Annotated in this window: 20 protein-coding genes; 14 read left to right on the top strand and 6 right to left on the bottom strand. The window is 66.0% G+C overall.

Annotated elements, in window-relative coordinates:
- Positions 1-558: 558 nt before the first annotated feature.
- From WBG82_RS13675 to WBG82_RS13645, 7 genes are all read left to right on the top strand, one after another.
- Positions 559-1260, top strand: coding sequence for a response regulator (locus WBG82_RS13675; RefSeq protein ID WP_424425101.1), 702 nt, complete (start codon positions 559-561; stop codon positions 1258-1260).
- Between the two features lie 95 nt (positions 1261-1355).
- Positions 1356-3203 (top strand): stimulus-sensing domain-containing protein, encoded by a 1848-nt coding sequence (locus WBG82_RS13670; protein ID WP_424425099.1) that lies wholly within the window; start codon positions 1356-1358, stop codon positions 3201-3203.
- A 10-nt stretch (positions 3204-3213) separates the two neighbouring features.
- Positions 3214-3693: an HPr kinase/phosphorylase gene (locus tag WBG82_RS13665; RefSeq protein WP_424425097.1), complete on the top strand. Its 480-nt coding sequence runs from the start codon at positions 3214-3216 to the stop codon at positions 3691-3693.
- 129 nt (positions 3694-3822) lie between these two features.
- Positions 3823-4230, top strand: a complete 408-nt coding sequence (locus WBG82_RS13660) for a PTS sugar transporter subunit IIA (protein ID WP_324300793.1) — start codon at positions 3823-3825, stop codon at positions 4228-4230.
- A gap of 19 nt (positions 4231-4249) precedes the next feature.
- A complete protein-coding gene (locus tag WBG82_RS13655; RefSeq protein ID WP_424425095.1) occupies positions 4250-4537 on the top strand; it encodes an HPr family phosphocarrier protein in 288 nt (95 codons plus the stop codon).
- A gap of 145 nt (positions 4538-4682) precedes the next feature.
- The gene (ahcY, locus tag WBG82_RS13650; protein WP_424425093.1) at positions 4683-6080 is read left to right on the top strand and encodes an adenosylhomocysteinase; all 1398 of its coding nucleotides are present in this window, start codon (positions 4683-4685) and stop codon (positions 6078-6080) included.
- Between the two features lie 128 nt (positions 6081-6208).
- Positions 6209-8818 carry an ATP-binding protein gene (locus WBG82_RS13645; protein ID WP_424425091.1) on the top strand — a complete coding sequence of 870 codons (2610 nt, stop codon included), beginning with the start codon at positions 6209-6211 and terminating at the stop codon, positions 8816-8818.
- A gap of 57 nt (positions 8819-8875) precedes the next feature.
- Here WBG82_RS13645 and WBG82_RS13640 read toward each other — a convergent pair whose 3' ends face one another.
- The 3 genes from WBG82_RS13640 to WBG82_RS13630 all read right to left on the bottom strand — a co-directional run bounded on the left by WBG82_RS13640 (position 8876) and on the right by WBG82_RS13630 (position 12352).
- Positions 8876-10165, bottom strand: coding sequence for a methyl-accepting chemotaxis protein (locus tag WBG82_RS13640; protein WP_424425089.1), 1290 nt, complete (start codon positions 10163-10165; stop codon positions 8876-8878).
- Entirely contained in the window at positions 10149-10673 is a 525-nt protein-coding gene (locus tag WBG82_RS13635) for a PAS domain-containing protein (protein WP_424425087.1), read from the bottom strand. The genes WBG82_RS13640 and WBG82_RS13635 overlap by 17 nt, the downstream gene beginning before the upstream one ends.
- A gap of 185 nt (positions 10674-10858) precedes the next feature.
- A complete protein-coding gene (locus WBG82_RS13630) occupies positions 10859-12352 on the bottom strand; it encodes a flavin-containing monooxygenase (RefSeq protein WP_424425085.1) in 1494 nt (497 codons plus the stop codon).
- 320 nt (positions 12353-12672) lie between these two features.
- Here WBG82_RS13630 and WBG82_RS13625 point away from each other — a divergent pair, with 320 nt between their 5' ends.
- Together WBG82_RS13625 and WBG82_RS13620 are read left to right on the top strand one after the other, a co-directional pair.
- Positions 12673-13137, top strand: a complete 465-nt coding sequence (locus tag WBG82_RS13625; protein ID WP_424425083.1) for a (2Fe-2S)-binding protein — start codon at positions 12673-12675, stop codon at positions 13135-13137.
- Positions 13138-13151: 14 nt separating this feature from the next.
- On the top strand, positions 13152-15389 hold the full coding sequence (locus WBG82_RS13620) for a molybdopterin cofactor-binding domain-containing protein (RefSeq protein WP_424425081.1): 2238 nt from the start codon (positions 13152-13154) through the stop codon (positions 15387-15389).
- A gap of 66 nt (positions 15390-15455) precedes the next feature.
- On the opposite strand, the gene WBG82_RS13615 is transcribed toward WBG82_RS13620, so the two are convergent.
- The 3 genes from WBG82_RS13615 to WBG82_RS13605 form a co-directional block, all read right to left on the bottom strand.
- A complete protein-coding gene (locus tag WBG82_RS13615; RefSeq protein WP_424425079.1) occupies positions 15456-15776 on the bottom strand; it encodes a 2Fe-2S iron-sulfur cluster-binding protein in 321 nt (106 codons plus the stop codon).
- 82 nt (positions 15777-15858) lie between these two features.
- Positions 15859-17100, bottom strand: a complete 1242-nt coding sequence (locus tag WBG82_RS13610) for an NAD(P)/FAD-dependent oxidoreductase (protein WP_424425077.1) — start codon at positions 17098-17100, stop codon at positions 15859-15861.
- 234 nt (positions 17101-17334) lie between these two features.
- On the bottom strand, positions 17335-17862 hold the full coding sequence (locus WBG82_RS13605) for a PAS domain-containing protein (protein WP_424425075.1): 528 nt from the start codon (positions 17860-17862) through the stop codon (positions 17335-17337).
- A 118-nt stretch (positions 17863-17980) separates the two neighbouring features.
- Here WBG82_RS13605 and tsaE point away from each other — a divergent pair, with 118 nt between their 5' ends.
- The 5 genes from tsaE to addA all read left to right on the top strand — a co-directional run.
- Positions 17981-18478 carry a tRNA (adenosine(37)-N6)-threonylcarbamoyltransferase complex ATPase subunit type 1 TsaE gene (tsaE, locus tag WBG82_RS13600; protein WP_424425073.1) on the top strand — a complete coding sequence of 166 codons (498 nt, stop codon included), beginning with the start codon at positions 17981-17983 and terminating at the stop codon, positions 18476-18478.
- 1 nt (position 18479) lies between these two features.
- On the top strand, positions 18480-19604 hold the full coding sequence (locus WBG82_RS13595) for an aminoglycoside phosphotransferase family protein (protein WP_424425071.1): 1125 nt from the start codon (positions 18480-18482) through the stop codon (positions 19602-19604).
- 20 nt (positions 19605-19624) lie between these two features.
- On the top strand, positions 19625-20335 hold the full coding sequence (locus WBG82_RS13590; protein ID WP_424425069.1) for a nucleotidyltransferase family protein: 711 nt from the start codon (positions 19625-19627) through the stop codon (positions 20333-20335).
- A gap of 70 nt (positions 20336-20405) precedes the next feature.
- Positions 20406-23423, top strand: a complete 3018-nt coding sequence (gene addB / locus WBG82_RS13585) for a double-strand break repair protein AddB (protein WP_424425067.1) — start codon at positions 20406-20408, stop codon at positions 23421-23423.
- Positions 23420-26244: double-strand break repair helicase AddA (gene addA / locus WBG82_RS13580; RefSeq protein ID WP_424425065.1), on the top strand; the 2825-nt coding region annotated here is incomplete at its 3' end. The genes addB and addA, both read left to right, overlap by 4 nt.

Below are 26244 nucleotides of genomic sequence, written 5' to 3'. Positions count from 1 at the left end.
TTCGTCTCGCCTGGGTCGTCACTGCTTCGCATTCGGCCCGAAAATCCGGCTCATCCGCGCGCACTATATCATGCGGCGCGGCTTCGCATCGGCTAAGCCGCTATCGGCCGCCTCCCGAAGCATGTGAAGACGGTCCCCGAAGGTTCCCGGTCCGGTGTGCGATCCGCCCCGGTGCCGATGTCCCTGTTCCGAATGGCGGCACCATAGTTGTGAGGCTTGGCCCGCGCAACTGGGTCGCGATGGCCGGGCGCCGGAATGGTACTTTGGCCACACTTCGCCCCCCGGATTTCGCGGCGCGGCGAGGTCCCGGCCGGCCGGGCCCGGGACGCGGCCCGACCGGCGCCTGGCGGGGGTGGGGCAGGGGCGGCGAGGGCACGCATTATGGGCATAAACCGTGGCGCGAACCGGCCCAAGTGCTTATACTGCCGCCACATTTTAGGCCAAAAGCGACCCTAAGGCTTCGGCTGTTTGGAAACTTGCCGGGCAGAGAGCCTGCCTCTGGAGGGGTCGCGAATGGATGAAGCCGGAAAAGAGCCTCTGCAAAAGGGACGGGGGTCGATGCCCACCATCGCTCTGGTCGATGACGACCGCAATATTCTGACCTCGGTGAGCATGGCGCTCGAGGCGGAAGGCTACCATGTGCAGACCTATACGGACGGAGCGGCCGCGCTTGCGGGCCTGTCCGCCAATCCGCCGGACATCGCCGTTTTCGACATCAAGATGCCGCGCATGGACGGAATGGAGCTTCTGCGCCGCCTGCGCCAGAAGTCGGACCTGCCGGTGATCTTCCTCACCTCCAAGGATGACGAGATCGACGAGCTTTTCGGCCTGAAGATGGGCGCGGACGACTACATCACCAAGCCCTTCTCGCAGCGCCTGCTGGTGGAGCGGGTGAAGGCGGTGCTGCGCCGCGTGAGCCCGAAGGCCGAGGGCGCGCCCGCCGAAGGGCCCGAGAAGGCCGTGCTCGAGCGCGGCAAGCTCGTGCTCGATCCCGAGCGGCACTCCTGCACCTGGGACGGCAAGCCGGTCGTCCTCACCGTGACCGAGTTCCTCATCCTTCAGGCGCTCGCCCAGCGGCCCGGCTATGTCAAAAGCCGCGACTCGCTCATGGACGCGGCCTATGACGATCAGGTCTATGTGGATGACAGGACCATCGACAGCCACATCAAGCGGCTGAGAAAGAAGTTCAAGGAAGTCGACGATGATTTCGACGCGATCGAGACGCTTTACGGCGTCGGCTATCGCTATCGTGAAGTCTAGACCCCGATACGGAATGCTGTGGATTCCCCGGATGGGGATGCGCCCTGCGATCGGCATAGAGATGCGACGGAGGGCCTTCACCCGATGAGCATGGCATGGCGAGCGTGACGGAGCATGAAGCCGGAGGCACCGGATCGGCCAAGGCGCCCGCCTCCCGGCGGGAAGAAGCCGTCTCGCGCGCCGCGCGCCTCGCCGCGAGGTTCCGGCAATTCGTCGAGGCGCTCGTCGCCCATGCCTTCGCCGCTTTCCGCAGCTTCCTCCTGCGCGGGCGCTTTTCGAGCCTCACGCGCCGTATCGTCGTCTTCAACGTCGTCGCGCTCTTCATCATGCTCGGCGGCATTCTCTATCTCAACCAGTTCCGCGAGGGGCTGATCGACGCGCGCCGCCAGAGCCTTCTGACCCAGGCCGAGATCATCGCCGGCGCCATAGCCGAAGGCGCGACGTCGAACGAGGCCGCGCCGGTCTTCGACCAGATGGAACGCCGCCGCGGCAAGCCGCTCGACATCCGCCCGCGCGGCGACATGGATGACGAGACGGCCGATCGCGGCCTGCCGATCATTCCCGAAAATGCCGCCCCCATTCTGCGCCGCCTCGTTCTGCCGACGCAGACGCGCGCCCGCCTTTATGACAAGGATGGCTGGCTCATCCTCGATTCACGTCAACTCACCGCATCCGGCCAGATCGTCGCCTTCGAACTGCCGCCGCCCGCGGGCACGGAATCGGAAGGGCCCATCGGCCGGCTCCGCGACCGCCTGCTCATGCTGCTCCCGGGGCGGGATCTCGAACGCTACAAGGAGGCGGGCAGCCAGAACGGCTCCATCTACAGTGAAGTGACGCGGGCGCTGGGCGGCCTGCCCTCGAGCATGGAGCGCATCAACGATCGCGGCGAGCTCATCGTTTCCGTCGCCGTGCCGATCCAGCGTTATCGCGCCGTGCTCGGCGCGCTCATGCTGTCGACGCGCGGCGGCGATATCGACCGCATCGTCCGGGCGGAGCGCCTCGCCATCGTGCAGGTGTTTCTCGTCGTGCTGGGCGTGACGATCCTGCTTTCGGTCGTGCTTGCCGGCACCATCGCCGAGCCGGTGCGCCGGCTTGCCGAATCGGCCGAAATCGTCCGCCGGGGCAAGACGAGGCGCGCGCAGATTCCGGACTTTACCGCGCGGCGCGACGAGATCGGCGAATTGTCCGGCGCGCTGCGCGACATGACAAACGCGCTCTACAGCCGCATCGACGCGATCGAGAGCTTCGCCGCCGATGTCGCCCATGAGCTCAAGAACCCCCTCACCTCACTCAGAAGCGCCATCGAGACCTTCACGCTCGCCAAGGATGAAGCGGCCAAGGCGCGGCTCATGCAGATCATCCAGGACGATGTCAGGCGCATCGACCGGCTCATCAGCGACATTTCCAACGCCTCGCGCCTCGATGCGGAGCTTTCACGCGAGGAGATGGACAACGTCAATGTCGCCACGCTCCTCGAAACCGTCTGCGATCTCTTCACCGAAACCGGCGTCACGGGCTCCGCCGATGTGAAGCTCGACATCGACCCCGGGCCGCAAGGCCGCGCGGGGCTCATCGTCAAGGGCTTCGACATGCGGCTCGGACAGGTGGTGCGCAACCTCATCGACAATGCGCTCACCTTCAGCCCCGAAGGCGGAACGGTTCTCGTCTCGGCCCGCCGGGCGCCCGGCCGCATCGTCATTCTGGTCGAGGACGAGGGCCCCGGCATTCCGCCCGACAATTTCGAGCGCATCTTCGACCGCTTCCATACCGACCGGCCGGACAGTTTCGGCCAGCATTCCGGCCTCGGACTTGCGATCTCCAAGCAGATCGTCGAGGCTCATCGCGGAACCATCCGCGCCGAAAACCGGCACGAGGGCGACGGGCCCGAAGGCCGCGTGCTCGGCGCCCGCTTCGTGGTCGAACTGCCGATACCCGCCAACTGAAAGAGCGGAAATGTCTGCGCTCCTCTTCGTTCACGGCACTTGCGTTCTCGTCGGCGCGCGCGCCGTTCTCCTCCGCGGCCCCTCGGGCTCGGGCAAGTCGGATCTCGCCTTCCGCCTGATCCGCGGCGAGGGGGCGAGCGCGCTTCTCGTCGCCGACGATCAGGTCGGCCTTTCCGTCGAGGAAGGGCGGCTTCTGGCCTCGCCGGCGGCGGCGCTGGCCGGGCTTCTGGAACTCAGGGGCCTCGGGCTATTGCGCCTGCCTCATGCGGTTCGCGCCGAGGTTGCGCTCGTCGTCGATCTCGTCCGGCGCGACGAGGTGCCGCGGCTGCCCGAACCGCGCTCCGCCACCTTGGCGGAGGTCGAATTGCCGCTTCTCGCGCTGCATGCATTTGACCTGACGGCCGCCGAGAAGGTACGTCTCGCGCTTGAAAAAATCCCCGCCCAGGGCTTTCCCGGCGATGACGGGTGCCTTGGCGGAGGCGGTATCTGAAGGCGTTGTTATGGCGACCCCTGCATGCTTGTCTTTTGAGCACGATTGGAGGCACGATACGCGCCTCCGCAGGGGCACGGCCGGCGATCCAGCCTGCAGTTCGGACTGGAGCGGCGAAGAGGGCTTTTGATGATCGGACTAGTACTGGTAACGCATGGCGCTCTGGCCAGCCAATTCGTCGCGGCCATGGAACATGTCGTTGGGCCTCAGCCGCAGGTGGCGGCGATCTGCATCGGGCCCGACGATGATATGGAGCAGCGCCGCCGCGATATCCTCGAGGCCGTGGCGACATCGGATTCGGGCGACGGCGTCATTCTTCTCACCGACATGTTCGGCGGCACGCCCTCGAACCTCGCCATCTCGGTGATGGACAAGGCCAGAGTCGAGGTGATCGCGGGCGTCAATCTGCCCATGCTCATCAAGCTGGCCAGCATCCGCGATCAGGCGAGCCTCGGCGAGGCGGTCGACCTCGCCCAGGAATCGGGGCGCAAATACATCTCCATCGCCAGCCGCGTTCTCGCGGGCGATGGGGCCTGAGCCGATGGATGGTCATTGAATGGACGATACGACCCGTCCGCATAACCGGCTTCTGAATATCGTCAACAGCCGCGGGCTCCATGCCCGCGCCTCGGCGAAATTCGTTCAGTGTGCGGAGAAATTCGACGCGCGCATCAAGGTGTCCAAGGACGGCCATACCGTCTCTGGCACCTCGATCATGGGGCTGATGATGCTCGCGGCCGCCCCCGGCTGCTGCATCCTGATCGAGGCCGAGGGCCCCGAAGCCGAGCCCGCCCTCGATGCGCTGGAAGCCCTGGTCTCGGACGGCTTCGGCGAACGGGACTGATCCGGCGCCCTGCCCGGCGAAAACAAAGACATAAACATTTCTTTATGTGATTCTTGTCGGACTGCCGCGCCCCTGTTATAAGGCCGACAATCCAGAATGGCGCCCATATGCGCCCGCAGTCATTGGCATTCCCGAAGGAGCTCCCATGAGCAAGGACTACGTCGTCAAGGATATCAACCTCGCCGATTGGGGCCGCAAGGAAATCGATATTGCCGAGACGGAAATGCCCGGTCTCATGGCGACCCGCGCCGAATTCGGCAAGTCCCAGCCCCTCAAGGGCGCGCGTATCGCGGGCTCGCTCCACATGACGATCCAGACCGCGGTGCTGATCGAGACGCTGAAGGCGCTCGGCGCCGAAGTGCGTTGGGCCTCCTGCAACATCTACTCGACCCAGGATCACGCCGCCGCCGCGATCGCGGCCTCTGGCACGCCGGTTTTCGCCGTGAAGGGCGAGAGCCTCGAGGATTACTGGGAATACACGCATCGCATCTTCGAATGGGCCGATGGCGGCACGCCCAACATGATCCTCGACGATGGCGGCGACGCGACGCTGCTCATCCATCTGGGCCTGCGCGCCGAGCAGGGCGACACGGCCTTTCTCGACACCGCCTCGAACGAGGAAGAAGAGATCCTCTATGCCGCGATCAAGCGTCGCCTGAAGCACAAGCAGGGCTGGTATGGCGAGGTTGCGCGCAGCGTTCGCGGCGTGACGGAAGAAACGACGACCGGCGTCCACCGCCTCTACGAGATGCAGAAGAAGGGCACGCTTCTCTGGCCCGCGATCAACGTCAATGACAGTGTGACCAAGTCGAAATTCGATAATCTCTATGGCTGCCGCGAATCGCTGGTCGACGGCATCCGCCGCGCGACCGACGTGATGATGGCGGGCAAGGTCGGCGTCGTCGCCGGCTTCGGCGATGTGGGCAAGGGCTCGGCTGCCTCGCTCCGCAATGCGGGCGCGCGCGTCATCGTCACCGAAATCGATCCGATCTGCGCGCTTCAGGCCGCGATGGAAGGCTATGAAGTCACGACGATGGAGGACGCCGCGCCGCGTGGCGACATCTTCGTGACGACGACGGGCAATGTGGACGTCATCACCGTCGAACACATGCGCGCCATGAAGGACCGCGCCATCGTCTGCAATATCGGGCACTTCGACAGCGAGATTCAGGTCGGCGCGCTCAGGAACTTCAAGTGGCACAATGTGAAGCCGCAGGTCGACGAGATCGAGTTCCCGGGTGGCAACCGCATCATTCTGCTGGCGGAGGGCCGCCTCGTGAATCTCGGCTGCGCCACCGGCCATCCGAGCTTCGTCATGTCGGCCTCCTTCACCAACCAGACGCTCGCCCAGATCGAGCTCTGGACGAAGCCCGGCCAGTACGAGAAGAAGGTCTACACCCTGCCGAAGAAGCTCGACGAGAAGGTCGCGGCGCTCCATCTGGAGAAGATCGGCGTGAAGCTCACCAAGCTCACGCCGAAGCAGGCGGCCTATATCGGCGTCGAGGATACGGGCCCCTTCAAGCCGGAACACTACCGCTACTGATCGTTTCCCCGAGCCGCCGCCCTTGCCGGGTGGCGGCTTTCTCCCGGCGCTTTGTCGCGGCACCTCTGGGCTGTAGTATCGCTGTCCTCGGGGCCGTGTGACGGTGCGAATCGCATCGAATGGGGAACATGAAGACGAAAGCGACGCCGCCGGCGGGAAAGCGCAGCGATCGGAGCGTCAGGCTTGCGGGTGTCGCGGGTCTTGCCGCGCTCGTGCCTCTCTCTGCCGCGCGCGCGGCCGCGGAACTGCCCGGCAATCTCCAGCAGGGTCTGCCCAAGGCGCTCGGCGCTCTCGGCGTCCCGCCCGTTGCCGCCGCCGAGCCGAGCGTCAGCCTCTCCCTTCTCGCCGCCGTCGGCATTGCGATCGTCGGCGCGGCCGCCGCTTTCATGGGCCAGCGTTCCGCCCGCATCGCGCGCCGCGTGGCGCTCGCGCGCGAGGAGGAGCTTGCGAGCCTCGAAGCGCGACTTCATTCCGCCGAGTCGATCCTCGCCGCCGAGCCCGATGCTGTCTTCATCTGGACGCCGGAGAGCCTTCGCGCCGCGCCCGGCACCTTCCAGTCGCGGCCCCGCATCGTCGGCTCGACCGCGACGCTCGTCGATCCCGCCTCGGGCGATCTCGATTTCGCCTATCTGCTCTCACGGCTCGAGCCGGAAAATGCGGGCCGCCTCAACACCGCCGTGCAGCGCCTGCGGACGCGCGGCGCGCGCTTTTCGCTCCATGTGCAATCGCTGGACGGGCGCACTTTCGAGGCGGAGGGCAGGCCCGCCGGCGCTCTCGCCGTGCTCTGGCTGCGCGACGTGACCGGCGAGCGCGCGGAGGTGAGCCGCCTCATGGAGAGGCTGCGCCAGGCCGACGCCGCGCGCGCGCGCTTCGAGGAACAGTTGATGACGGCGCCTTTCCCCGCCTGGCGCCGCGACGAGGAGGGAAAGCTCCTCTGGGTGAACGATGCCTATGCCCGCGCCGTCGATGCGGCCTCGCCCGAGGATGCGGTGGAGCGCGGGCTCGAGCTTCTGGGCGAGGACGTGCTCGGAAGGCTGCGCCGCCGCCTCTTCGATCGCGACCGGGCGGAGGAGCGCACGCATGCGATCATGGCGGGCGAGCGCCGCGCCATCGAGGTTTTCGAGCGACGGGTGAAGAACGGGCTCGCTGGAGTCGCGATCGACGTCTCCGCGCTCGATCATGCCGAGGCGGAGCTTCGCCGCCATATAGAGAGCCATGCCGCGACGCTCGACCGGGTGAAGACGGCCGTCGCGATCTGCGGGCCGGACAAGCGGCTCCGCTTCCGCAACCGCGCCTTCGAGCAGCTTTGGGGGCTCGATCCGCAATGGCTCGATGCGGAGCCGAGCGATGGCGAAATGCTCGATGAGCTTCGCGTGCTGCGGCGCCTGCCCGAGCAGGCGAACTTCCAGGCCTGGAAGCAGGCCCGCATGGAGCTATACACCTCGCCCGATCCGATCGAGGAATATTGGCACCTGCCCGATGGCCGCACGATCAAGGTTCTGGGGCAGGCCCATCCGTTCGGCGGCGTGATCTATCTCTATGAGAACGTCACCGAGCAGCTCAATCTCGAAAGTTCGTACAACACGCTCGCCCGCGTTCAGCGCGAGACGATCGATCACCTCTATGAAGGCGTCGCCGTGTTCGGTTCGGATGGCCGCCTGAAACTCTGGAACCCGGCTTTCGCGCGCATCTGGTCGCTCGCCGGCGACGTGCTTGGCGGCGAACCGCATGTGAACGAGGTGCTGGCGGCGAGCCGCCCGCTCTTTGCAAGCGACGCCGAGGTCGAAAGCCTCAAGGCGCGCATCACCATGGCCTCGGGCGTGCGCTCGCCTGCGACCGGCAGGCTCAATCGCCCGGACGACACGGTGATCGACTATGCCGTCGTGCCGCTTCCCGACGGGGCGAGCCTTCTCACCTATGTCGATGTGACGGACTCGATCAAGATGGAGCTGGCGCTGCGCGAGCGGAACGATGCGCTCGAGACCGCCGACCGGCTCAAGTCGGAATTCATCAGCCATGTCTCCTACCAGCTCAGGACGCCGCTCACCAATATTCTCGGCTTCGGCGAGATCCTCGAGGCCGAGATGTTCGGCGATCTCAATCCGAAGCAGCACGAATATACGCAAGGCATTCTCGAATCCTCCGAGACGCTTCTCGATGTCGTGAACGATATTCTCGATCTCGCGGTGATCGAGGCCGGCGCCATGACGCTCGACCTCTCCGATGTCGAACTTTCCGAAGTGGTCTTCGCCGCCGAGGATTTCGCCCAGCGCCCCGCGCAGAAGAACAGGGTCGTGCTCAAGGTCGAATGTCCCGAGGGCCTCGGCCATATCCGCGCCGACGAAAAGCGCATCAAGCAGATCATGATCAATCTTCTGTCCAACGCGCTCGCCTTCACGCGGCCGGGCGACACCATCACCATCGGTGCGAAGCGGCTCGAAAACGCCGTCCAGCTCTATGTCGCCGACACCGGCATCGGCATCAAGCCGGAGTTTCAGGCAACCGTCTTCGATCGTTTCGAGGCGCGCGCAGGGACCGACCGGCGCCGTGGCGCGGGCCTCGGGCTTTCGCTCGTGCGCTCCTTCGTCGAACTTCATGGTGGCTGGGTAACGCTCGAATCCGCGCCCGATGTGGGCACGCGCGTCACCTGCCACCTGCCGGTGCGCGTCGCTTCGGCGGCCGCGCCCGACGACGCCGTCGAGCCCGCCATCATGGTCGGCTACGAGGAGGGCGCCTGAGGCGGGCCGAAGGCGTCCGCTCTCGCGGAACGCCCTTCAGCGATCAGGTGGCAGCGATCAGGCGGCGCGCGCCTTTTTCATGAAGCTCGCAACCTCGCTCTGCAGGCGCTGAGCCTGCGTGGTGAGATCGGACGCGGCGCTGAAGACGTCTTCCGACGCACGGCCCGTATCCGCCGCCGCTTCGCGCACCGTGCAGATATTGGTGGACACGACTTCCGTTCCCGCGGCGGCCTGCTGCACGTTTCTCGCGATTTCCTGCGTCGCCGCCGACTGTTCCTCGACCGCGCTCGCGATCATGGTGGCGATGCCGTTGATCTCGCGAATGGTGGAGCCGATGTCCTCGATGGCGCCCACCGCCTCATTGGTCACGTTCTGGATCGTGCCGATCTGCTCGGCGATTTCCGTTGTCGCCTTAGTCGTTTGCGAGGCGAGGCTCTTCACCTCATTGGCGACGACCGCGAAGCCCTTGCCGGCCTCGCCTGCGCGCGCCGCCTCGATCGTCGCATTGAGGGCGAGAAGGTTCGTCTGCTCCGCGATGTCGTGAATGAGCGTCACGACATCGCCGACCCTCTGCGCGGCGTCGAAGAGGCTCTGCACGATGGCATTGGTCCGCTCCGCCTTTTCGACCGCGGACTGGGCGATGGTGCTCGACTGGACGACGCGCTGGCCGATCTCGCCGACCGAGCTTGAGAGCTGTTCTGTTGCGGCCGCGACCGTCTGGACGTTGGTCGAGGCTTCCTCCGTCGCCGCCACGGCGGCCATCGCCTGCTCGCTGGTCTGCTGGGCGTTGACCGACATGGTTTCGGCGCCGCTGCGCATCTGGACGGCGGCGGCGGATACGCTTTCCGCCACGCGGCCGACATTCGCCTCGAAGGTATCGGCGAAGGTGGCGAATTCCCGCACCTTGTCGGCCATCATGGCGGTCGAGGCGTTGAGCGCGCGCGAAGCGTTTGCAAACGAGCCGGGAAGGCCGTTCAGCAGCACTTCGCGGTAGAAGAGGCCGCGGCTCACATAGTCGGCCGTGCTCGTCGCCTCGCGCACGAAGGCGTCCGAAATATCGAGCATGTTGTTGATGCCGCGCTGCATCTCGCCGACGGAGCCGGGCTCTGGAAGCTCGAAGATGCGCGCTTCGAGGTCGCCCTTCGATGCCGCGGTGCAGACGCTGGCGGCGCGGCGCAGCACGCCCGCGAGCCGGCGCATGTAGAAGGCCGCGCCCGCGATCAGGCCGAGCGCGAGCGCCTGCGCCGGGAGCGTCACCGATCCGCCAAGGCCGAGCGGCAGCAGCGAGATGGCGAGGATGATGGCGCCGGCCGAGGCGAGGAGGCTTGCCTTAGAGAGTGAGGACAAATTCATCATACGCTACGCCCCTCTTCTGGAGATCGCTGGTCAGTTGCTGGAAGGAGCTGTGCATGCCCTCCTTGCGGTTCGCGGCCCGGTTCTCCTCCGCGAGCAGCGCGCGGTAGAGCGGAATGATCTTTTCCAGCTTCTCGCGGCTCGGTTTGCGCCGGTTGGAGTGGTAGCCGATGATGTTCCCCTGCGCGTCGAGGGTCGGCGTCACGCAGGCAAGCACCCAGTAATGGTCGCCATTCTTGGCCATGTTGAGCACATAGGCGAAGATCTCGCCCTTGGCCTCGATCGTGTCCCAAAGGAGCTTGAAGACGCAGCGCGGCATGTCCGGATGCCGCACGATGCTGTGCGGCTGGCCGATCAGCTCCTTCATCGAATATCCCGAGACGCGCTCGAAGACTTCGTTGGCATAGGTGATGCGGCCCTTGAGATCGGTCTTGCTGACGATCATCTCGTCTTCCCGGAACGGGCTCTCGCGACCCGTTGGCCGGATCTGCAATTTCGTCATGCGCTGCCTCGCAAATTCGAGTGATGCGAGCGATCTTGGGAAGCAAAGGTGAAGGCGGGCTTAAGCGCGTTCTCATCCGTGTTAACCTGTAGCAAGAAGGTCGGGGCTCCTTCGGCGCGCAAAAAAGGAAACCCGGCGCGGGGTTGTCCCGGCCGGGTTCGGTGTTGCAGCTATCGGTCCTGTCTTCAGCTCGCGAGCTTCTCCATCGCGCCGTTCCGGGGCTCCGGATTGGTGAACGCCATCACCCCGTCCTCAACTTTGCCCATCCTGAGGCTCATGATGTCGAGCGCGTAGTTCTGATAGAGCTTCCACGGCTTCTTCGAGCCCTGCTTGGGAAACTTGTCGAGCGAGCGCTGGACATAGCCGGACGAGAAATCGATCCACGGCTCTTCGGCGATATCGGGATCGTTGCGGCGCGGCGTGCACTGGCGAAGTCCGGTCCGCTCCATGTGATTGAGGAGCCGGCAGACATATTCGCAGGTGAGGTCGCATTTCAGCGTCCATGAGGCGTTCGTATAGCCGAAGGCCGAGGCGAGGTTCGGCACGTCGCTATACATCATGCCCTTGTAGTTGAGCGTCTTCGAGAAATCGACGTCCTTGCCGTCGACCGCGATCTTGAGATCGCCCAGCACCTGAAGATTGAGCCCCGTCGCGGTGACGACGAGATCGGCCTCGATCTCCTTGCCCGATTTGAGCCGGATGCCCGTCTCGGTGAATGTCTCGATATGGTCTGTGACGACGGAAGCGCGCTTCGCCTTCAGCGCCTCGAAGAGATCGCCGTTCGGCACGAGGCAGAGGCGCTGGTCCCAGGGGTTGTAGCTGGGCGTGAAATGCGTGTCGATGTCGAAGTCCGGCCCGAGCTGCGCGCGCACGCCATTGAGGATGAACTTCCTGGCCGCTTCCGGCTTGCGGCGGCAGAGGCGGTAGAAATACATGCCGAAGAGCACGTTCTTCCAGCGCGTGAGGTGATAGGCGGTCATGGCAGGGAGATGCCGGCGCAGCCAGTTCGCAAAACCGTCCTCGGCCGGGCGGGAGACGACATAGGTCGGCGAGCGCTGAAGCATGGTGACATGGGCCGCCTTCTTCGCCATTTCCGGCACCAGCGTCACGGCGGTGGCGCCGCTGCCGATCACCACCACGCGCTTGCCCGCATAGTCGATGTCGTCGGTCCATTTCTGCGGGTGGACGATGCGGCCCCTGAAACGCTCCGTACCCTGAAAATCTGGCGTATAGCCTTCGGCGTAGTTGTAATAGCCGCTGCACATGAAGAGGAAATTGCAGGTGAAGCGCACGGGCTCCTTCTCCGGGCCGCGCTCGACCTCGACGGTCCAGCGGGCATCATCGGTCGACCAGGAGGCGCGTCTGACCATATGGCCGTAGCGGATCTTGCGGTCGATGCCGTAGTCCTTCGCCGTCTCATGCAGGTAGTTGAGGATCGCCGGGCCGTCGGCGATGGCCTTGGCCTCCTTCCACGGCCGGAAGGAATAGCCGAGCGTATACATGTCGGAATCCGAGCGGATGCCGGGATAGCGGAAAAGGTCCCATGTGCCGCCCATACGCTCGCGGCCTTCGAGGATCACATAGCTCCTGTTGGGGCAGTTCCTCTGCAGGTGGTATCCGGCGCCGATGCCCGAAATGCCCGCGCCCACCACCAGCACGTCGAAATGTTCAATCGTCATGGAATGACCCAACTCCCGCAAGGCAGGCCGACCGTTCCGGCCGCTGCATGATATTTAATCTGACATGGTCGGTTTTCAAAGTGCCGATTGGGCGCGAGGCCCGCGCATTCGCGCCCCTGTGTGAACCGTCTTGCGACATTCCCATCGCGCTGCGCTCTTTCCCAACAATGACCGAAATGATAAATACGGTCAGTCGTTCATCGCGAACGCGTCGCCCGCCCGTCAGGCCCACTCCCCGGTTATGGGTGGGCCGCGTCCCGGGTGTAGAATGACGAAGGCCGCCCCGTCCGGGCCGCTTCATGCGGGAAAGGGAGGAACCCATGTCGATCACCATCAAGGTCAACGGCGTCCAGCATGTGCTCGATGTCGAATTCGAGATGCCGCTCCTCTGGGTGCTGCGCGACGAGATCGGCCTCACCGGCACGAAATTCGGCTGCGGCGTCGCCTCATGCGGCGCCTGCACGGTGCATGTCGATGGGGAGGCTGTGCGTTCCTGCGTGACGCCGCTCATCGTGGTCGAGGGCAAGGAGATCGTCACCATCGAGGGCCTTGCGGAAGCCTCGGGCGGCAAGGGCGGGCTCGCGCCGGTTCAGGCGGCCTGGATCGCGGAGCAGGTGCCGCAATGCGGCTACTGCCAGTCCGGCATGATCATGGCCGTCACCGCGCTTCTGAAGGAAAATCCCAAGCCCTCGGATGCCGAGATCGACGCCGCGATCACCAATATCTGCCGCTGCGGCACCTATCCGAGAGTGCGCGCCGCCATTCATTCGCTGGCAAACGCCTGAGCGGGAGGAACGCCATGAGCATCACCAGACCGACCCGCCGTCAGCTGATCGTCGCAGGCGGCCTTGCAGGCGGCGGCCTGCTTCTGGGCTACGCCTTCGCGGTTCCGTCGCGCCGGGCGCTGGCCGGCCGCTCCGTTGCCGGCGCCAAGGAGCGCATGCTGACCACCTGGATCAAGATTTCGCCCGACAACATCGTCACCGTCTATGTTCCTCATTCCGAGATGGGGCAAGGCGTCCACACCTCGCTCCCCATGATGGCCGCGGAGGAAATGGAGGCCGACTGGTCGCGCGTGCGCTCCGTGCAGGCGCCGGCAGAAATTGCCTTCGCCAATGACGGGCTCGCCAAGGGTTATCTCACGCATGGCATTTCCGTGCCCTCGGCGCTCACGGGCATCGAGGATTTCGCCATGCTCAAGATCGCCGAGCACATGAATTTGCAGATCACCGGCGGCTCGACCTCGGTGCGCTTCACCGGGCATTACGGCATGCGCGTCGCGGGCGCCGCGGCGAAGGACATGCTGATCCGCGCCGCAGCCCGGCGGTGGGGCGTTCCGTCAACGGAATGTGTGGCGACCATGAGCGTCGTGAGCCACAAGCCGTCGGGCAGGTCCGCGACCTTCGGCGAGCTTGCGGCGGAAGCGGCCGAACTCTCGCCGCCCCGAAATCCCGTGCTCAAGGCGAAGGCGGATTACACCATCGTCGGCAAGCGCATTCCGCGCGTGGACATTCCCGCCAAGGTGGATGGCTCGGCGCGCTTCGGCATCGACATTCGCCGCCCCGGCATGCTTTACGCAGCCGTGAGGCCCGCGCCCGTCTTCGGAAGCGATGTGCTGAGCTTCGATGCGGACAAGGTGATGGAGCGGCGCGGCGTGAAGAAAGTCGTGGCGGTTCCGGGTGGCGTCGCGGTCATCGCCGACAGCTTCTGGCGGGCGAAAGAGGCGGCGGAGCTTCTCGAGGTGAAGTTCGACCCGAAGGGCAATGACGCGCGCTCCTCGGCGACGATCTACGCGCAATATGACAAGGACCTCGCCGCGAACAAGGGCACGAAGGATGTCGAGCTCGGCGATGCGGACGCGGCGCTCAAGGGCGCGAGCAGGCTCGTCGAGGCAGGCTATCGCGTGCCCTATCTCGCCCATGCCTGCATGGAGCCGATGAACTGCACGGTCTGGGTGAAGCCCGGCAAGGCCGAAGTCTGGGTCGGCACGCAGGATGCGCTCGGCACTGCCGCCTATGTCGCCGGGCTTCTCGACATCGGCGTTGAGGATGTGACGCTGCATTGCCAGTATCTCGGCGGCGGCTTCGGCCGTCGCGGCTCGCAGACGCTCGATTTCGTCGCGCAGGCCGTTGCCGCGGCGCGCAGCGTGGACGCGCCGGTGAAGCTCGTCTGGACGCGCGAGGTCGATATCCAGCACGATTGCTACCGCCCCGCCGTCACCTCGGTCTTCCGCGCCGCGCTCGATGCGGAGGGGAACCCGGTCGCCTGGTCCAATCGCTATATCGGCAAGAACGAGCCCGCCGAGGCGGCGCACATTCCCTATGCCGTGCCGAACCAGTCCATCCGCTATGTCGAAAGCCCGACCCATGTGCCCTTCGGCGCCTGGCGCTCGGTCGCCCATTCGCAGCACACTTTCTTCACCGAGAGCTTCGTCGACGAGCTTGCGCATGAAGCGGGCAAGGACCCGTTCGAGTTCCGCCGCGCGCTGTTGAAGGACAGCCCGCGCCATCTTGCGGCGCTGGAGCTTGCGGCGGGGAAGGCGGGCTGGGGAACGCCGCTGCCCGCAGGTCATGCTCGCGGCATCGCCATCCAGGAATCCTTCCAGTCGATCGTCGCGGAGGTTGCCGAAATTTCCGTCAGCCCGACCGGCGAACTGAAGGTTCACCGCGTCGTCGCCGCCGTCGATTGCGGCGAGGCGATCAACCCCGACACGATCGAGGCCCAGACCGAGTCCGGCATCATCTTCGGCCTCACGGCGGCGCTCTATGGCGAGATTTCGATCGAGAAGGGTGCCGTCACCCAGTCGAATTTCGGCGACTACGAGATGGTGCGGCTGGCCGGGGCACCGGCGATCGAGGTGCATATCATCGAGAGCGGCGCGCCGCTCGGCGGGCTCGGCGAGCCTGCGACGCCGCCCATCGCGGCGGCGGTATCGAATGCCGTCTTTGCCGCCACAGGCAAGCGCATCCGCGATCTGCCGCTGAAGAAGCACGACCTGACGCCGCATTCGGCGAAGTTCGCGAGAGCGGCCGACTGAAAACACTCATGCCTTGAGGGCGTTGCGCGCCTCAAGGCATGAGATGATTTCGTCAGTCTTGAGCGGTCAGTGCTGGCTTTCCGGCATCTTCACGCGGATGCCGTCGAGCGCGGGCGAGACCTTGAGCTGGCAGGACAGGCGCGAGCTGTCATCGCGGCGGTCGCAGAAATCGAGCATCGTCTCTTCCATGGGTTCCGCGGGCTCGAGCTTCGAGAACCATTCCTCCGGCACATAGACCATGCAGGTCGCGCAGGCGCAGGCGCCGCCACAATCGGCGTCGATGCCGGGAATGGAATTGCGCATCGCGCCTTCCATCAGCGTCAGCCCGTCCGCGACCTCGACCGTATGTTCCTTCCCGTTGTGCTCGATATAGGTGATCTTTGCCATCCTCTCCCGTCTCCTTCTTATGTTCTCGCGGTCCTTCTTGGTCGCGATTTTCTGCCTGGGCAGCTTACGTTGCGAAAACGCTTCAGGCGTTCTCGATTTCCTTCATCGAGATGCTTTCGTCGCTGAGCCGTGCCGGATCGAGCTTCGCATGGCGCGCGATCAGCATCTTCGACATCATGAATTCAGGCGCGCGATTGACCGCATCGACAGCGATGAGAACGCCGTCCTTGAGATAGAACACGGCGAAGCTGCGGCCATGTTCGGGGTCGCCGCGCACCACCGCCTGGGTGTAGCCGGTCGAAAGTCCCGCGATCTGCAATTTGAGATCGTACTGGTCGGACCAGAACCACGGCACCTGATTATAGGCCTTCTGCTTGCCGGCAATGGCCGCCGCCGCGGTCTTGGCCTGCTCGATGGCGTTGTGAACGCTTTCGAGACGCAGCCTGCGGCCGTAAATGCCGTTCGGATGGTTCGTGCAGTCGCCAGCCGCGAAAATGTCGGGATCGCTCGTGCGGCCGAACTCGTCGACCGTGATGCCGTTCTCGACCGCAAGCCCCGCCTCGGCGGCAAGCTCCACATTGGGAAGGATGCCGATGCCGACGACGGCGAAATCGCACGCAAAGCTCTCGCCCTCCCCGGAGACGACGCGCGTGAGCCTTCCGCCCTCGCCCTCGAAGCCCGCGACGGTGACGCCGACGCGGATCTTCACGCCTTCTTCCTTGTGGATGCGCTCATAGAAGCGCGACACGATCGGATCGACGACGCGGGCCATCACCCGGTCGGCGGTTTCGAGCACGGTGACATCGAGCCCGTGCTTCCTCGCCACGGCGGCGACCTCGAGCCCGATATATCCGCCGCCCACCACGACGAGACGCGCGCCCTCGCGGAAATGGGCCTGGAGTTCCTTCACGTCCCCGACCGTCCGCAGATAGTGCACGCCTTCCAGATCGAAGCCCGGAACATTGATCTCTCGCACCCGGCTGCCCGTGGCGATGAGGACCTTGTCGTAGCCGAACGCGCGCCCGTCGCTCGTGCGCACGGTCTTGCCGGCCCGCTCGATCGCGGTCACATGGCAGCCGAGAGCGAGTTCGCAATGGTTGTCGGCATAGAAGCTGGCGGGCTTCAGTTCCACCCGGTCGAAGCCGATCTCTCCGGCGAGAAATTTCTTGGAGAGCGGCGGCCGCTGATAGGGAGGCTCCTGCTCGTCGCCGATCATGCGGATCGGGCCCTCATAGCCCTCGGCCCGCAGGCTCATGACCGCCTGTGCCGCCGCCTGGCCCGCGCCGATGATGATGACCCCGCCCGTATCGCTGTTCGTACTCAAACCCGTCCTCCCGCTCTCCCTCGTCGCCTCTCGCCCCGAAGGGCGCATTCCGCCTTTTATAGAACCGCGCTCCCGCCGTCACCGCCTGCGATCGTTCATGGCGGCGGAACCCAGCCCGGCTGAAATGATCGGCAGAGCACGCCATAAAAGTGACGCTGGCGTCAACTTCTATATCCACATTGTTTGAAAATACCGAACGGCTGGCGCGGGCGGCGCCGCCGGTCCCGGCTCCGGCTAAAGCGCGCTGTCGCGTCTGGCCGCGACGCGCTTGTGATCGAAGGTGAAGACGCTCAGGATCTTGTTGGCGGTGACGCCGTCGTCGGAAAGCGGCAGGTAGATCGCGTCGAACTCGTAATAGCGCTGCGCGAGCCAGCCCGCATCGCCGAAGGCCCTGACGGGAACGCGGTCGCGCGCCGTCTTGCGGTGAACGGCGAGCACGCCATTGACCGCCGCCGGGCCGAAGCGGGCGAAGGCTTCGGTGATCGTCTGGCCGGTCGCGTCGGTGAAGAAATAATGGGTGACCTTGGTGCCGATGAGGCGGAAGCGGAAGTCGCTGCAATCCTCCAGCACGTCGAGCATCAGGATCCACCCCAGATGGTCCTTGAGCGCGACGGGGTCGATTTCTGCCCGCGAGGGCATGAGCCTGGTCCCGCGCCGTTCATCCCAATAGGCCTTGACCGCCGAGAGCACCGGATGTTCGAGCCTCTGGGGGTCGATCTCGGTCGCGGCGCGCAGGCGTGAAGTCGAAGCTGTGTAAGGCATGAGTCCCGTCTTCCCGTCCGCCCCAGCCTGCCATCGGTGGGTTACCAGCGCTTTAATTGCGATCGGCGCCGGATCAACGAAATTGACAAGTCCGGCCGCATTTCCTCCTATGCGCCCCATGTCCGAACGCGCTTCCCCCGCCCCGACCGCGCAACGCCAGATCGCGCTTCCCGACGAGGCGGCGACGCGCGCGCTCGGCGCCAGGCTTGCCTCCCTGGTGCGGATCGGCGATTTCATCGCGCTGACGGGTAGCCTCGGCGCCGGCAAGTCCGCCCTCGCCCGGGCGCTGATCGAGACCCGGCTCGCCGGGCACGGACTTCATGAGGATGTGCCGAGCCCGACCTTCACCCTCGTCCAGACCTATGAGACGCCGGACCTCCTTTTGACCCATGTCGATCTCTACCGGCTCGAGCGGCCGGAGGATGCCGCCGAGCTCGGCCTGATGGACGCGCTCGACGAAGGCGTCGTGCTGGTCGAATGGCCTGAAAAGCTCGGGCGGCTGCCCAAGGATCGCCTCGACATCGATATCCGCATTGTGGGAGAAGGCGGTGAGCGGGAGGCGCTGCTTGTCGGCCATGGGTCGTGGGCGCGGCGGCTTGACGGGTTGAAGGGCTAGAATGGCGACGCGCGAAGAGGAGATCAGGGCGTTTCTCGACGCCGCGGGCTGGGGGAACGCCATGCGCGCGCCGCTTGCGGGCGATGCCTCGACGCGCCGCTACGAAAGGCTCGGCGGACCGAAAGGCGCCGCCGTGCTCATGGACTGGCCGCGCGTGCCGGAGGTGCCGCTGCCCTCGGGCCAGCTTTCCTACAGCCAGGTCGCGCATCTCGCCGTCGATTGCGGACCCTTCGTCGCCATCGGCGAATATCTGCGCCGCCTCAAGCTCTCGGCACCGGAAATCTATGCGCGCGATCTCGATGCGGGGCTGCTGCTTCTCGAGGATCTGGGCGATGCGGCCTATGGGACGCTGATCGACGCGGGCAGGGGACCCGGCGGTGAGCCGCTAGACGAACTCTATCGCGCGGGCATCGACGCGCTGATCGCTCTGCAGGCGGAGGATGCGCCCCGCCGCCTGCCTCTGGGCGATGGCACGGAGCATGTCGTCCCCTCCTTCGACGACAGCGTCTTCCGCGCCGAGCTCGACATTCTTCTCGACTGGTATTTTCCGGTCGTGCTCGGCCGCGAGGCATCGGCCGATCTGCGCGCCGAATATCACGCGCTCTGGTCCGAATTGCGCCCCGTCATGGATGCCGGGCCCTCATCGCTCTTTCTGCGCGACTTCCACTCGCCCAACATCATCTGGCTCGGCGCGCGCACGGGCATAGCGCGTGTCGGCCTCATCGACTTTCAGGACGCGCTCATCGGCTCGCGGGCCTATGACGTCGTCTCGTTTCTGCAGGATGCGCGCCGCGACGTGCCGGTGGCACGCGAGGAAGCGATGCTCGCGCGCTATGTGAGCCATGCGCGTGCCGATCTTGCCGGCTTCGACGAAGAGGAATTCCGCGCCGCCTATGCCGTGCTGGGCGCCGAGCGCGCCCTGCGCCTCATCGGCCTCTGGCCCCGCCTTCTCAAGCGCGACGGCAAGCCGCAATACATGGCGCATATGCCGCGCACGATGGAATATCTGCGGCGCAATCTCGTCCACCCCGCGCTCGCGCCCCTGAAGTCATGGCTCGATGCCCATGTTCTCGGGGCCTCCCCGGCGCTCTCCGGAGGGTCCGGCACCCTCCTTCGTTCGCTCTGAAAATTTCTCCCGGGTCCAGTATGAAGATCAAGCGTGCAATGGTGATGGCGGCTGGCAAGGGCACACGCATGCGTCCCTTGACGGACACCATGCCGAAGCCGCTCGTTCCCTTCATGGGTGTGCCGCTCATCGATCATGTGCTCGACCGTCTGGAGGAAGCGGGGATCGAGGAAGCGATCGTCAACGTCCATCGCTTCGCCGATCAGGTCGAGGCGCATCTCGCCGGGCGGCGTTCTCCGCGCATCGTCATTTCCGACGAGCGAGAGCGTTTGCTCGATACGGGCGGCGGCGCCAAGCAGGCGCTTCACCTGCTGGGCGAGGACCCCATCGTCACCTTCAATTCGGACAGCGTCTGGGTCGAGGGGCTCGGCTCCAACCTCCCCGGGCTGCTTTCGGCCTTCGATCCGGAGCGCATGGACGCGCTGCTGATGATCGCCGACGCCGTCAGGACGATCGGCTATGTCGGGCGCGGCGATTTCCAGATGGACGGGCTCGGCCGCCTCACGCGCCGGGGGCCTTCCGAGACCGTTCCCTTCATGTTTGCGGGCGTGCAGGTGATCAAGCCGCAGCTCTTCGCGGAGGGGCCCGACGGCGCCTTTTCGACCAATCTCATCTGGGACCGGCTCATCGAGGCGGGCAGGCTTTTCGGCCAGCGCATGTCGGGCACATGGATGCATGTGGGGACGGCCGAGGACCTCGACGCCGCCGAGGAATTCATGAGGAAACTCTAGCGCCCGCCCGCCGCGGTCGGCGCCGATCTTCGGCTTGCGGCTTCCGCCCCGGACAGGGGTACACTCGCCTATGCTTCACGATTCGCCGCGCGTATTTTCCATTCCGTCCGGCACGCCGTTTCTCGATGCCCTGGCGCGGACCCTGATCGCCGATCCGACGCTCGGGCAGCGGCTCGGCCGCCGCGTCGAGCTTCCCGACATCACCATCCTTCTGCCCACCCGCCGCGCCGCCCGCGCGCTTGGCGATGCCTTTCTGCGCGCCGGTGGCGGCAAGGCCATGCTTCTGCCGGTGCTGAGGCCGCTCGGCGATGTCGATGAGGACGAATTGCTGCTCGATGTCGGCGCCTCGCCTGCCGCGAGCCTCGGCCTGCCGCCCGCCATCGCGCCGCTCGAGCGGCAGATGCGGCTGGCGCGCCTCATCCTCGACCTTCCGGGCACGCCCGAGGATCGCGATCCGGGCCGCGCGCTGGCGCTCGCCGCCGATCTCGGCCGCTTTCTCGACATGGCGCTCACGGAGCGGGCCGATCTCGGGGCGCTGGCGCGTCTCGTCCCCGACGAGTTCACGGCCTATTGGCAGCTCACCATCGAATTCCTGAAGGTGCTGACCGAGCGCTGGCCGGAGGAGCTTGCCCGCCTCGGCGCGATGGAAGGCGTCGCGCGCCGCAATTCGCTCCTGGAGGCCGAGGCCGCGCGCTGGCGCGACGCGCCGCCCGAAAATCCCGTCATTGCGGCGGGTTCCACGGGTTCGATCCCGGCGACGGGCGAGCTTCTCTCCGTCATCGCGCGGCTTCCCTTCGGCGCCGTCGTGCTGCCGGGCCTCGATTTCGAACTCGACAAGGAGAGCTGGGACGGGCTCGGCGGCGCGGGCAGCGAATCCCATCCCCAATACGGCATGAAGAAGCTCCTTCAGCTCATGCGCGCCGACCGGAGCGACGTGCTCGTCTGGCCGGGCTGCGAGACAGCGCCATGGCAGAAGGCGCGCCTGCGTCTCCTTTCAGAAGCACTGCGTCCCGCCGACACGACATCGCGCTGGCGGGCGAACCTCGCCGCGCTCGAAAAGGAAGCCGATGACGCGCTTCACGGTCTGGCGCTGATCGAGGCCGCGACCGAGCGCGACGAGGCGACGGCGATCGCGCTCATGCTGCGCGAAACGCTGGAGACGCCGGGAAAGACGGCGGCGCTCGTCACGCCGGATCGGGGCCTTGCGCGCCGCGTCGCGACCGAGCTTCGCCGCTGGCAGATCGGCATCGACGATTCGGGCGGCATGCCGCTCGCCGCGACGCCGCCCATGAGCTTTCTCGCTCATGTCGCGGAGATGATCGCGGAGGATTTCGCCCCCGTGCCGCTTCTTGCCTGCCTCAAGCATCCGCTCGCGGGCCTCGGGGGCGAGCCCGCGCGGCTCCGCGCCGACATTCGCAGGCTCGAGCGCCATGTGCTGCGCGGGCCCCGCCCCGCGCCCGGCATGGCGGGATTGCGGGCCGCGCTCGGCGAGGCGAAGGCGGAGCTGGAGGCGCGGGGACGGCCGGTCCGGGAACTCGCCGGTCTTGAAGACCTCCTTGCACGGCTTGAACGGGCTGTTGCCCCGCTTGCCGATCTCGCCGCTGGCGGGGCCGCGCCTTTCGATGCGCTCATCCGCGCACATATCGTCGCGGCGGAGGCTCTGGCGGCTGCGCAAGGAGAGGGAGGCGACAAGCGCCTCTGGTCGGGCGACGAGGGCGAGGGGGCCTTCCGGTTCGTCAGCGAGATGCTGGAGGCAGCGCCCGCGCTCGGCGAGGTGGAGGCCAGAACCTATCCGCGCCTTTTCGCCGAGCTTGCGGGGGGCCGCGTCCTGCGCCCGCGCTTCGGCCGCCATCCGCGCCTCTTCATCTGGGGGCCGCTGGAAGCGCGCCTCCAGCATGCCGACCGCATCATTCTGGGCGGACTGAACGAGGGCACATGGCCGGGGGATGCCAGCATCGATCCATGGCTGAACCGGCCGATGCGGGCAGAGCTTGCCATCGAGCCGCCCGAGCGGCGTATCGGCCTTGCCGCGCATGATTTCGCTTCGGGCGCGAGCGCCGAGGAGGTTGTGCTCACAAGGGCGCTCAAGGTTGGGGGCGCGCCGACCGTCGCCTCGCGCTGGCTCCTGCGCCTCAGAAGCCTTCTCGGCGGCATCGGCCGCGCCGATGCCTTGTCGCGGCCCCAGTGGACGGGCTGGTCGGGCGAGCTTGACCGGCCGGAGCGGGCCGCGCCCATCGCGAAGCCGCGTCCGGCGCCGCCGCTCGTCGCGCGGCCTGCGCGCTTCTCCGTCACCGAGATCGAGACGCTCATCCGCGACCCCTATTCGATCTATGCGAAGAAGGTGCTGAAGCTCGACATCCTCGATCCGATCGACGCCGATGCGTCGGCGGCCGAGCGCGGCACCATCATCCACAAGGCGCTCGAGAATTTCGCCCGCGCCTATCCGCAGGCGCTTCCCGAAAATGCGCTCGACGAACTCATCCGCATCGGCGAGGCTACCTTTGCGCATGCGATGGACCGGCCGGGCGTCGCCGCCTTCTGGTGGCCGCGCTTCAAGCGCATCGCGGGCTGGATCGTCGATTTCGAGCGCGAGCACCGCGCGGGCCTTCGCCGCGCTCATGCGGAATTGCGCGGCGAGATCGAGATCGCGGAGCTTTCACGGCCCGTGCGCCTCGTTGGCAAGGCCGACCGCATCGACGAGCTTGAAGACGGCACCATCGCCATCATCGACTACAAGACAGGCGCCGTGCCGAGCACCCCGCAGGTCGAGAGCGGGCTTGCGCCGCAGCTTCCCCTGGAAGCGGCGATGGCGGCGCGAAGCGGCTTCGGCGAGATCGGCGAGGCGCGGACCTCGCGCCTTCTCTATCTGCGGCTGACGGGCGGCGACAAGGCGGGCGAGAAACACAGCCTCGCGCCCGACGATCTCGTGGAGCGGATCTACGAAAACCTCGTCGATCTCCTGAAGCAATATGAACTTGAGACGACGCCCTATCTCTCGCGTCCGCGCCCGATGTTCGAGGCGCGCTTCGGCGACTATGACCATCTCGCCCGCGTGAAGGAATGGTCGGCGGCGGGAGGCGGCGAATGAGCGAATCCGGCTCCACCCTCGAAACAAAAAAACGTCCGTCGGCAGACGAACAGCAGCTCCGCGCGTCGGACCCTGCCGCCTCCGTCTGGGTGTCGGCCAATGCGGGCTCCGGGAAGACGCATGCGCTGACGACGCGCGTCGCGCGCCTTCTTCTGGCCGGCACCGACCCCGGCCGCATTCTCTGCCTCACCTTCACCAAGGCGGCAGCGGCCGAAATGTCTGGCCGTCTCTATCAGCGCCTTGGCGACTGGGCGGTGATGGAGGATGAAAAGCTCGCCTACGAGATTGCTGGCATCGAAGGGCCGATCCCTTCCGGGGAGAAGATCGCGCTTGCCCGCAAGCTCTTCGCCCGCGCCATCGAAACGCCGGGCGGGCTCAAGATCCAGACCATCCACGCTTTCTGCGAGCGGCTGCTCGGCCGCTTTCCGCTCGAGGCGGGCGTGCCCGCGAATTTCGACATTCTCGACGATCGCAGCGCCGCCGATCTGATGATGGAAGTGCGCGACGGCGTTCTGCGCCGCGCGGGCAGGGCGCCGGACACGGCGCTCGGCCGCGCGCTGCAACTCATCGTCGAGCGCGTCGATGAGTTTGTCTTCGGAAGTCTTCTGACCGGGATCACCGGCGAGCGCCGCGCCTTCGCGAAGCTCATTGCCGCTTTCGGCAGTATCGAAGGCGCGATCGGCGCGGTCTGCGAGACGCTCGGCGTGGAGATTGATGAGACGAGCGAACGCGTCCGCCGCGAAATGGCGGCCGTGCCTGAAAAGGAAATGCGCGCCGCCGCGGCGACGCTCGCCCGTGGCACGAAAACCGATGTCGATCGCTCGAGGGCACTTGCCGATTTTCTCGCCGACCCACAGGCGCGGCTCGCTCGCCTCGATACCTACAAGTCGATCTTCCTCACCAATAAGGACGAGCCGCGAAAGAGCCTCATCACCAAGAAGCTCGGCGAGGAAAATCCCTCCATCGTCGCCGCGCTTCAGCGCGAGCAGGAGCGGATCACGGGGCTCGTCGCGCGGCTGCGTGCCGTCGGCGTCGCGGAGGCGACGGGAGCCGTCTTTCATCTCGCCGATGCGATCCTCGCCGATTTCGAGCGCGCCAAGCGCGCCCGCGCCCTTCTCGATTACGAGGATCTGATTTCCTATGCGCGCCGCCTGCTTCATGAAAGCGAGATGGCGGCATGGGTGCTGTTCAAGCTCGATGGCGGCATCGATCACATTCTGGTCGATGAGGCGCAGGACACGAGTCCCGAGCAATGGGACGTGATCGCCGCGCTGACCGATGAATTCCTTTCCGGGCATGGCGCGCGCGGACGTGTGCGGACGATCTTCGCCGTGGGCGACGAGAAGCAGTCGATCTTCTCGTTTCAGGGCGCCGATCCGCAGCGCTTCGCCGACATGCACCGCCATTTCGAGGCGCGCGTCAAGGCGGCCGAACTCACCTGGTGGCCCGTTCGCCTCGTGCGCTCGTTCCGCTCCGTGCCGCAGGTGCTCTCGGCCGTGGACAAGGTCTTCGCGCAGGAAATCGCCAGCCAGGGCCTTACCGCATCGGGCGCGGTCGACATGCATATCGCGCACCGCGAACTCGATGCGGGCCTCGTCGAAATCTGGGAGCCCGAGGCGCCCGACGAGCAGGATGAGAAAAGCGCGTGGGACGCACCACTCGACTACATGAACGAGACGGCGCCGCCCGCAAAGCTCGCAAGGCGCATCGCTACGACCATCAGGGGCTGGCTCGATAGCGGCGAGCCGCTGGCGGCGCGAGGCCGCCCCATTCGCGCGGGCGATATTCTGATCCTCGTCCAGCGGCGAAATTCCTTCGTGAGCGAGATGGTGCGCCAGCTGAAGGAGCTTGGCGTTCCGGTCGCGGGTGCCGACCGCATGGTGCTGACCGAGCAGATCGCCGTGATGGATCTGATGGCGCTCGGCCAGTTCGTGCTGATGCCGGATGACGATCTCACTCTCGCAACGGTGCTCAAAAGCCCGCTCGTCGGTCTCGGCGAGGAGGAGCTTTTCACGCTTGCCTGGGGCCGCAAGGGGCGGCTCTGGCAGGCGCTTTCCGCGCATGAGGGGGCGGCCTCGCGCTTCGGCGAGGCCCATGCGCTCCTTGCCGCCCTGTTGAAGCGCGCCGATTTCGAGCGGCCTTATGAGTTCTATGCCGAGCTTCTGGCGGCCGGGGGCGGGCGGCGCAAATTGCTCGCCCGCCTCGGGCCCGATGCGAACGATCCGATAGACGAGTTCCTTTCGCTCGCGCTCGAATATGAGCGTCTGCATGCGCCGTCGCTCCAGGGTTTTCTCCATTGGGTCGAACGGGGCGCCTCGGAAATCAAGCGCGACATGGAGCAGGGACGCGACGAGGTGCGCGTGATGACGGTTCACGGCGCGAAGGGCCTCGAGGCTGATATCGTCTTCATGCCCGATACCTGCGCAGCGCCATCCGGGCGCCACGATCCGCCGCTCCTCGCCTTGCCGACGGAACCGAAGCTCTTTCTCTGGCCTGCTCGTCGCAAGGATGAAGACGAGATTTCCGCCCGCGCCCGCGAGGCTCATCGCCAGGCGCAGGGCGAGGAATATCGCCGCCTTCTCTATGTCGCGATGACGAGGGCGCGCGACAGGCTCTATGTCTGCGGCTATCGCGGCAAGACGGAACCGGCCCCCGATTGCTGGTACAATCTCATTGCCGCCGCTCTTGTTCCGGAGGCGGAGGAAATTCCGCTCCCCGATGGCGGCAGAATCTGGCGCATCGAGGGCGAGCAGCGCCGCGTGCCCGTGCCGGATATTCTCGTGGTACGCACCGAGACGCCGCCGCTGCCGGACTGGGCGCG

It is taken from the genome of Parvibaculum sp., assembly GCF_049671045.1.
GTDB lineage: Bacteria > Pseudomonadota > Alphaproteobacteria > Parvibaculales > Parvibaculaceae > Parvibaculum.
Note: the sequence above shows the minus strand (reverse complement) of the source record. Positions and strands in the feature narration are given on the sequence as shown.

Excerpts from the sequence above, each read along its gene's own strand:
- addB (WP_424425067.1), top strand. The coding sequence starts at position 20,406 with ATGCTTCACGATTCGCCGCGCGTATTTTCCATTCCGTCCGGCACGCCG.
- tsaE (WP_424425073.1), top strand. The coding sequence starts at position 17,981 with ATGTCCGAACGCGCTTCCCCCGCCCCGACCGCGCAACGCCAGATCGCG.
- ahcY (WP_424425093.1), top strand. The coding sequence starts at position 4,683 with ATGAGCAAGGACTACGTCGTCAAGGATATCAACCTCGCCGATTGGGGC.
- WBG82_RS13660 (WP_324300793.1), top strand. The coding sequence starts at position 3,823 with ATGATCGGACTAGTACTGGTAACGCATGGCGCTCTGGCCAGCCAATTC.
- WBG82_RS13590 (WP_424425069.1), top strand. The coding sequence starts at position 19,625 with ATGAAGATCAAGCGTGCAATGGTGATGGCGGCTGGCAAGGGCACACGC.
- WBG82_RS13655 (WP_424425095.1), top strand. The coding sequence starts at position 4,250 with ATGGACGATACGACCCGTCCGCATAACCGGCTTCTGAATATCGTCAAC.
- WBG82_RS13620 (WP_424425081.1), top strand. The coding sequence starts at position 13,152 with ATGAGCATCACCAGACCGACCCGCCGTCAGCTGATCGTCGCAGGCGGC.
- WBG82_RS13665 (WP_424425097.1), top strand. The coding sequence starts at position 3,214 with ATGTCTGCGCTCCTCTTCGTTCACGGCACTTGCGTTCTCGTCGGCGCG.
- WBG82_RS13625 (WP_424425083.1), top strand. The coding sequence starts at position 12,673 with ATGTCGATCACCATCAAGGTCAACGGCGTCCAGCATGTGCTCGATGTC.
- WBG82_RS13635 (WP_424425087.1), bottom strand. The coding sequence starts at position 10,673 with ATGACGAAATTGCAGATCCGGCCAACGGGTCGCGAGAGCCCGTTCCGG.
- WBG82_RS13595 (WP_424425071.1), top strand. The coding sequence starts at position 18,480 with ATGGCGACGCGCGAAGAGGAGATCAGGGCGTTTCTCGACGCCGCGGGC.
- WBG82_RS13645 (WP_424425091.1), top strand. The coding sequence starts at position 6,209 with ATGAAGACGAAAGCGACGCCGCCGGCGGGAAAGCGCAGCGATCGGAGC.
- WBG82_RS13670 (WP_424425099.1), top strand. The coding sequence starts at position 1,356 with ATGGCGAGCGTGACGGAGCATGAAGCCGGAGGCACCGGATCGGCCAAG.
- WBG82_RS13675 (WP_424425101.1), top strand. The coding sequence starts at position 559 with ATGCCCACCATCGCTCTGGTCGATGACGACCGCAATATTCTGACCTCG.
- WBG82_RS13630 (WP_424425085.1), bottom strand. The coding sequence starts at position 12,352 with ATGACGATTGAACATTTCGACGTGCTGGTGGTGGGCGCGGGCATTTCG.
- WBG82_RS13615 (WP_424425079.1), bottom strand. The coding sequence starts at position 15,776 with ATGGCAAAGATCACCTATATCGAGCACAACGGGAAGGAACATACGGTC.
- WBG82_RS13605 (WP_424425075.1), bottom strand. The coding sequence starts at position 17,862 with ATGCCTTACACAGCTTCGACTTCACGCCTGCGCGCCGCGACCGAGATC.